General features: G+C 70.2%; 5 protein-coding genes. 1 reads left to right on the plus strand and 4 read right to left on the minus strand.

The window, feature by feature from the left end; translation table 11 throughout:
• Positions 1 to 1,070: 1,070 nt before the first annotated feature.
• The 4 genes from ndk to ACIBEI_RS45990 form a co-directional block, all read right to left on the minus strand.
• Positions 1,071 to 1,484 (minus strand): nucleoside-diphosphate kinase, encoded by a 414-nt coding sequence (gene ndk, locus ACIBEI_RS45975; protein ID WP_398897149.1) that lies wholly within the window; start codon positions 1,482 to 1,484, stop codon positions 1,071 to 1,073.
• Between the two features lie 368 nt (positions 1,485 to 1,852).
• A complete protein-coding gene (locus ACIBEI_RS45980) occupies positions 1,853 to 2,218 on the minus strand; it encodes a DUF4233 domain-containing protein (protein WP_398897150.1) in 366 nt (121 codons plus the stop codon).
• A 3-nt stretch (positions 2,219 to 2,221) separates the two neighbouring features.
• Positions 2,222 to 3,736, minus strand: a complete 1,515-nt coding sequence (locus ACIBEI_RS45985) for a bifunctional folylpolyglutamate synthase/dihydrofolate synthase (RefSeq protein ID WP_398897152.1) — start codon at positions 3,734 to 3,736, stop codon at positions 2,222 to 2,224.
• A gap of 190 nt (positions 3,737 to 3,926) precedes the next feature.
• On the minus strand, positions 3,927 to 6,557 hold the full coding sequence (locus ACIBEI_RS45990; RefSeq protein WP_398897154.1) for a valine--tRNA ligase: 2,631 nt from the start codon (positions 6,555 to 6,557) through the stop codon (positions 3,927 to 3,929).
• Positions 6,558 to 6,692: 135 nt separating this feature from the next.
• Between ACIBEI_RS45990 and ACIBEI_RS45995 the strand changes: the two genes are divergently transcribed.
• Positions 6,693 to 7,637 (plus strand): hypothetical protein, encoded by a 945-nt coding sequence (locus tag ACIBEI_RS45995; protein ID WP_398897155.1) that lies wholly within the window; start codon positions 6,693 to 6,695, stop codon positions 7,635 to 7,637.
• The last annotated feature ends 115 nt before the right edge of the window (positions 7,638 to 7,752 follow it).

A 7,752-nucleotide genomic window follows, 5' to 3' on the forward strand; every position in this document is an offset into this window, starting at 1 on the left:
GGCTGGGGCTGAGCTCGCTGGCGCGGGGTGGTTGGGTGCGGGGGCGCTGGGTGTGGGGTGGTTGGGTGCGGGGGCGCTGGGTGTGGGGTGGTTGGGTGCGGGGGCGCTGAGTGTGGGCTGGTTGGGTGCGGGGGCGCTGAGTGTGGGCCGGCTGGGCTCAGTTGCCTGGGGCTGTGGGTCTGCCGGGCGCGGGAGCGGTCACCTGGGCGGGCAGTGACACGGATACCGGGCTCGGGGTCGCTGGGGCTGGACTGGCTGGGTTCAGCGGCCTGGGCCTGCGGGGCCTGCCGGGCGTGGAAGCGGTCCGTTGGGCGGAAGTGTCCCGGATACCGGGCGTGGGCTCGCCGGGGCTGGGCTCGGGCTCGCCGGGTCCGGGCTCGCCGGGCTGAGCAGCCTGGACCCGCGCGCGCCTACCGGGCACGGAAGCCGTCCCCAGTGCGCCCAGGGCCCCGGATACCGGGCTCGGGCTCACTGGGGCCGGGCTCGCTGGGCCTGCCGGTCCTGTCTGGCGTGGAAGCCGTCCCTGGGCGCACAGTGCCCCAGATTCCGGTACGGGCCGGCTGGGTCCGGGCTCGCTGGGCTCAGCGGACTGGACCCGCGGCATCTGCCGGGCACGGAAGCCGTCCCCAGTGCGCCCGGGGCCCCGGATACCGAACTCGCGCTCACCGGGGCCGGGGCTGGGGCCGGGCTCGCTGGGCTCAGCGGCCAGGGCCTGCGGGGCCTGTCGGGCACAGAAGCCGTTCCCTGGGCGCACAGGGCCCCGGGTTGCGGGCCCGGGCTCGCTGGGGCTCAGCGGCCTGGGCCTGCCGGGCCCGGAACCGGTTCCTCCGGGCGCCACGCCTGGGCGGCGTGAGCCGAGAGCTGCTGGGAGTGGGGCCCGCGAGGCCTGGCCATAGGGGCTTGGGGCTTGGGGCTTGGGGCTTGGGGCTTGGGGCTTGGGGCTTGGGGCTTGGGGCCTCCCAGGCGATGCCTCCGGGTGCCGGGCGTGCGCCGCCGTACCCGTCGGCCCGCGAGTGGCGCGGGCCTCGGGGTCCGGCGGTCCGTCGGTTCGGCGATCCGTCCGGCAGCCGTCAGGCGACGCCCGGGAAGAAGATCTTCAGCTCGCGCTCGGCGGACTCCTCGGAGTCGGAGGCGTGGATCAGGTTCTCCCGGACGATCACGCCGAAGTCACCACGGATGGAGCCGGGGGCGGCGGCGATCGGGTCGGTCGGGCCCGCGAGTGCCCGTACGCCCTCGATGACGCGCTCGCCCTCGACGACCAGCGCCACGACCGGGCCGGAGGCCATGAAGGCGACCAGGGGCTCGTAGAAGGGCTTGCCCTTGTGCTCGCCGTAGTGCTGCTCCAGCGTGTCCTGGTCCAGCGTGCGCAGCTCCAGCGCGGTGATCTTCCAGCCGGCCTTGCGCTCGATGCGGCTGATGATCTCGCCGGTCAGGCCGCGACGGACCGCGTCGGGCTTGAGAAGGACGAGGGTGCGCTGGCTCACGGTGGTGGCTCCTTCGGGTCACAGATGTGCGGATGACGAGGCTACAGGGCGTGTCCGGGTGCGTGTTACGCAGCGTCAGGTGCTACGGGGTGGGCCCGGTCCGACACGGGCGGCCCCGACGGTTCTCGCCCCCGCCGCCCTTACCCATTCCCGTCCCTTACTCAGGGGCTCCGCCCCCGAACCCCCGCTCCTCAAACGCCGGAGGGGCTGAAGATTTTCGCGGCCGGGCCGAACCTCTACAGCCCAGTCCAGGCACAACCAGCCCGTCCGGCGTTTGAGGACGAGGCCGTTCAGGCCGATGCGGGGGTCTGGGGGCGCAGCCCCCAAAAGGGACGGGAATGGGCAGGGGCGGCGGGGGCGAGAAACGCCTACGCCACCTTCCCCCCAGCCCCAGCCCCAGCCTCAGCCTGCGCAGCGAAGCGCGCCTTCGCCTCCTCCACCTTCCGTCCGAAATGGACCGAGGCCCACCACAGCGCGGCGAAAACGGCCCCCAGGAAGAACATCGTCGGCACGACGAACCCGCTCGCGATGAGCGCGACCTGCAGCGCCCAGCCCAGCTGAACACCCCCCGGCCGCGTGATCATCCCGCAGAGCAGCAGACAGAACACCATCGCGACCCCGCTCACCGTCCAGACCGTGGCCATGGACAGATCGGGGTCCTTCATCGCGACAAGCCCCGCGAAACCGATGACGAAGAACTCACCGATCAGCGTCGAAGCACAGAGCGTACGCACGGATCAGCCCCTCCCCAGCAGCAACCGGGCCTCGCCCACCGTGATCACGGAACCGGTCACCAGCACACCGGCGCCCGCGTACTCCGCCTCCTCCTCGGCCAACGTGATCGCGGCCTCCAGGGCGTCGTCCAGCCGGGACTCGACCTGCACCCGGTCGTCCCCGAACACCTCGACGGCGATCGCGGCGAGCGAGTCCACGTCCATGGCCCGATGACTGGAGTTCTGCGTGACGACGACCTCCGTGAAGATCGGCTCGAAGGCCTCCAGCAGCCCCCGTACGTTCTTGTCCCCGCTCGCCCCCACGACACCGATCAGCCGGCTGAAGTCGAAGACCTCACGGACCCCCTCGGCGGTCGCCCGGGCCCCCGCCGGGTTGTGCGCGGCGTCCAGCACGACCGTCGGCGACCGCCGCACGATCTCCAGCCGCCCGGGCGAGGAGACCGCCGCGAAGGCCTTGCGGACCGTGTCGATGTCGAGCGGCTCGGGCCGCTGGGACCCGACCCCGAAGAACGCCTCCACCGCGGCGAGCGCCACCGCCGCGTTGTGCGCCTGGTACGCCCCGTGCAGCGGGATGTACACCTCCTCGTACTCCCCGCCCAGCCCCCGGAGAGTCAGCAGCTGCCCGCCGACGGCGACCTGGCGGCTCACGACGCCGAACTCGAGCCCCTCGCGGGCGACTGTGGCATCGACCTCGACGGCCTTCTTGAGCATCACCTGGGCGGCGTCGACGGGCTGCTGGGCCAGGATCACCGTCGAGTCCTGCTTGATGATCCCGGCCTTCTCCTTGGCGATCTCCCCGGGGGTGGTTCCGAGCCGGTCGGTGTGGTCCAGATCGATCGGGGTCACGACGGCGACATCCCCGTCGATCACGTTCGTCGCGTCCCAGCTGCCGCCCATCCCCACCTCCACGACGGCCACGTCGACGGGCGCGTCCGCGAAGGCCGCGTACGCCATGCCCGTGAGGACCTCGAAGAAGGAGAGGCGGAACTCCTGCTGGGAGTCGACCATCTCGACGTACGGCTGGATGTCCCGGTACGTCTCCACGAACCGCTCGGCGGGGATCGCGGCGCCGTCCAGGCTGATGCGCTCGGTGATCGACTGGACGTGCGGCGAGGTGTACCGCCCGGTGCGCAGGTCGAAGGCGCCGAGGAGGGCCTCGATCATGCGGGCGGTCGACGTCTTGCCGTTCGTCCCCGTGATGTGGATGGAGGGGTACGCGCGCTGCGGCTCCCCCAGCACGTCCATGAGCGCGGCGATGCGGCTCACGGACGGTTCCAGCTTGGTCTCGCCCCAGCGCGTGGCCAGCTCGGCCTCGACCTCACGGAGCGCCTTGTCCGTCTCCTGGTCGGACGGGCGCGTGGGAATGTCGGACTCCGGCGGCCCGCCCTGCGTGCGCAGGGTACGGCTGCCTGCCTCGATCACCGCGAGATCGGGATCGCGCCCGGTCTCCGCCTCGACGATCTCGTCGAACGGGTCGGCCGGGTCGGACTCACTGCTGTCGTGCGGGAGCTCACTCACACACCCAGTCTACGGAGCCCCGCGCCCCGGTAGAGGTGCGGGGAAGTCCGCTGAGAGGGCGCAGCCCTCTTCAGGGGCACGGGGAACTGCGCGACAAGCCACGACGGGCCCGCGGCCGACAATGAACCGGCGGGAGCGCTCAACGACGGGCCCGGCCACGGACACGCCCTCGGGCGAAGGCATGTGCCGCCTACGCCTGCGGCAACCCCTCCAGCTGAGCCTGGATACGGGCGATGTCCTCGTCGGCCTTGGCAAGCCGCACCCGGATCTTGTCCACGACATGATCCGGCGCCTTGGCGAGGAACGCCTCGTTGCCGAGCTTGCCGTTCGCCTGCGCCTTCTCCTTCTCAGCGGCGGCCAAGTCCTTGGCAAGGCGCTTGCGCTCGGCGGCGACGTCGATCGTGCCGGAGAGGTCGAGCGCGACCCGCGCACCCGCGACCGGCAGCGTCGCCGTGGCCGCGAAGGCGTCGCCCTCGGGCTGGAGGCGCAGCAGCTGGCGGATGGCCGCCTCGTGCGGGGCGAAGGCGGTCCCGTCGAGGGTCAGCCGGGCCGGAACCCGCTGGCCGGGCTGCAGACCCTGGTCGGCACGGAAGCGGCGGACCTCCGTGATGACCTGCTGAAGCGTCTCGATCTCCCGCTCGGCGCCGGTGTCACGGAAGCCACTGGCCTTGGGCCAGTCCGCGATCACGACGGACTCACCACCGGTGAGGGTGGTCCAGAGCGTCTCCGTGACGAACGGGACGACCGGGTGCAGCAGCCTCAGCGTGACGTCCAGGACCTCGCCGAGGACGCGCTTGCTGACGTCGGCGGCGGCGCCGCCCGCCATGAACGTCGTCTTGGACAGCTCGACGTACCAGTCGAAGACCTCGTCCCACGCGAAGTGGTACAGCGCGTCCGAGAGCTTCGCGAACTGGAAGTCCTCGTAGAACGCGTCGACTTCGGAGACGGTCTTGTTGAGCCGGGAGAGGATCCACCGGTCCGTCGCCGACATCTCGGACGCGTCCGGCAGCGGGCCCTCGACCGTCGCGCCGTTCATCAGCGCGAACCGCGTGGCGTTCCAGATCTTGTTGGCGAAGTTCCGGGACGCCTGGACCCAGTCCTCGCCGATCGGCACGTCCGTACCGGGGTTGGCGCCGCGGGCCAGGGTGAAGCGGACGGCGTCGGAGCCGTACGCGTCCATCCAGTCGAGCGGGTCGACGACGTTGCCGAACGACTTCGACATCTTCTTGCCGCGCTCGTCACGGACCAGACCGGTCAGCGCGATGGTCTTGAAGGGGACCTCGCCGTCCATCGCGTACAGGCCGAACATCATCATCCGGGCGACCCAGAAGAAGATGATGTCGTGGCCGGTGAGCAGGACGTCGGTCGGGTAGAACTTCCGTAGATCCGGGGTCTGTTCGGGCCAGCCGAGCGTGGAGAACGGCCACAGGCCGGACGAGAACCAGGTGTCGAGGACGTCGGTGTCCTGCCGCCAGCCCTCGGCCTCGGTGCCCGGCGGCTCCTCGTCGGGGCCGACGCAGACCGTCTCGCCGTCCGGGCCGTACCAGATCGGGATGCGGTGGCCCCACCACAGCTGGCGCGAGATGTTCCAGTCGTTGAGGTTGTCGACCCAGTCGAAGTACCGCTTCGACATGTCCTCGGGGTGGATCTTCACCCGGCCGTCGCGGACCGCGTCACCGGCGGCCTGCGCGAGCGGGCCGACCTTGACCCACCACTGCAGGGACTGCCGCGGCTCGATGGTGGTCCGGCAGCGCGAGCAGTGCCCGACGCTGTGGACGTACGGACGCTTCTCGGCGACGATCCGGCCCTGCGAGCGCAGTGCGCCGACGATGGCGGAACGCGCCTCGTAGCGGTCGAGTCCCTCGAAGGGGCCGTGGACGGTGATGATCGCCCGCTCGTCCATGACCGTGATCGACTCCAGGCCGTGGCGCCGGCCGATGGCGAAGTCGTTCGGGTCGTGGGCGGGGGTGACCTTGACGGCACCCGTGCCGAACTCGGGGTCGACGTGTGTGTCCGCGACGACGGGGATGGTGCGGTCGGTCAGCGGGAGTTTGATGCGCTTGCCGATGAGGTGGCGGTAGCGCTCGTCGTCCGGGTGAACGGCGACGGCGGTGTCACCGAGCATCGTCTCGGCGCGGGTGGTGGCGACGACGAGCGTCTCGTCACCCTCGCCGTACTTGATGGAGACGAGCTCGCCGTCGTCCTCCTGGTACTCGACCTCGATGTCCGAAATGGCCGTCAGACAGCGGGGACACCAGTTGATGATGCGCTCGGCGCGGTAGATCAGCTCGTCGTCGTACAGCTTCTTGAAGATGGTCTGGACGGCCTTGGACAGCCCTTCGTCCATGGTGAACCGCTCACGGTCCCAGTCCACACCATCACCCAGGCGCCGCATCTGCCCGAGGATCTTGCCGCCGTACTCCTCCTTCCACTGCCAGACGCGCTCGACGAACTCCTCGCGCCCGAGGTCGTGCCGCGACTTGCCCTCCTCGGCAAGCTGCTGCTCGACCTTGTTCTGCGTGGCGATACCGGCGTGGTCCATGCCGGGCAGCCACAGCGACTCGTACCCCTGCATGCGCTTGCGCCTGGTCAGCGCGTCCATGAGCGTGTGCTGGAAGGCGTGCCCCAGGTGCAGCGACCCGGTGACGTTCGGCGGCGGAATGACGATGGTGTACGGCGGCTTCTCACTCTTCGCGTCAGCGGCGAAGTAACCCCGTTCCACCCAGCGCTCGTACAGCTTCCCCTCTACCTCGGCCGGCGCGTACTGGGTCGGCAGTTCGGGGGCGTTGGCTGGCGTCTGCTGCTGAGCGTTCTCGGTCACGGGGTCAGTTTAGGGGTGTCACGGGCTCGCTCTGAAACTCGATTACTTGGTAACGGTGAGGGCCCCGGCTCTCCGTACGCCCGTCCCTTGGGCCAGGATGTCCGGAACACATAAGCATCTGGAGGGGAACCCAGAATGAGCTACAACCAGCCGGGCCCGTACGGCGGGCAGCCTCAGCAGCCCGGACCGTACGGTCAGCCGGGTCCTTACGGCCAGCAGCCGCAGGCCCCCCAGCCCGGCTACGGCTACCCGCAGCAGGCGCCTCAGCAGCAGCCCGGCTACGGGTACCCCCAGCAGGCCCCTCCCGGGGTTCCGCCCCAGCAGCCCGGCTACGGCCAGCAGCCGCCGTACGGTCAGCAGCCCCCCGGCGCCCCCTACGGCGCGCCGACGCCGCCCGCTCCCGGCGGCGGCAAGAAGAAGACGGGCCTCATCATCGGCGCGGTCGCGGTCGTGGCGGCGATCGCGGTCGGCGCGTACTTCGTCGTCGGAAGCGGCAGCAGCGGCTCTTCGGACGTGGCGGACGACGGCCCCCACAAGCTGACTACTCCGGCGACTGTGCTCACGGAGTACAAGAAGGGTGACGCCTCCAGCTCCGACGGCATGTCCAAGTCGGACCTCAAGGACGCCGAGTCCTGGGGCGTGAAGAACGCCAAGGACGTCAGCGCCAATTACCAGGCGGGCGACAAGTCCAACCCGCTGGCCGGGAAGGTGATCACCTTCGGTGGCGTCTACGGCGACATCGAGGACCCGGAGAAGGCGGTCGACGGATTCCTCGCCTTCATGAAGAAGGACTCCAAGGACGAGGACGTCACCTTCGTTGGCAGCCCGAAGGAGTACAAGCCCGACTCGCTGGACGGCGCTGTCATGAAGTGCCAGAACGCCAAGTTGGACAACTCCGACGGCGAGGCCAGCGAGCCGAAGTCGGTGACCATGACGTACTGCGTCTGGGGTGACCACAGCACGCTCGGTTTCGTCATGCCGATGGAGCTCACGGACGTCGCGGCGGGCAAGAGTGCCGACCCCAATGAATCGGCCGAGACCGCCGCCAAGCTCCGCAAGGAAGTCCGCGTCAAGGCTTGACCGTACGGTCAAGCAGTCTCAATCGAGTAGGAGGGCCGGGTCGCCCGGCCCTCCTCTCACACCACCGGACATGCGGGCCTCGCATCCGGCGGTTCACCGAGCTGATCTCAACCCT

Origin of the sequence: Streptomyces sp. NPDC050988 (genome assembly GCF_044456225.1) — a bacterium.
Classification (GTDB): Bacteria; Actinomycetota; Actinomycetes; order Streptomycetales; family Streptomycetaceae; genus Streptomyces.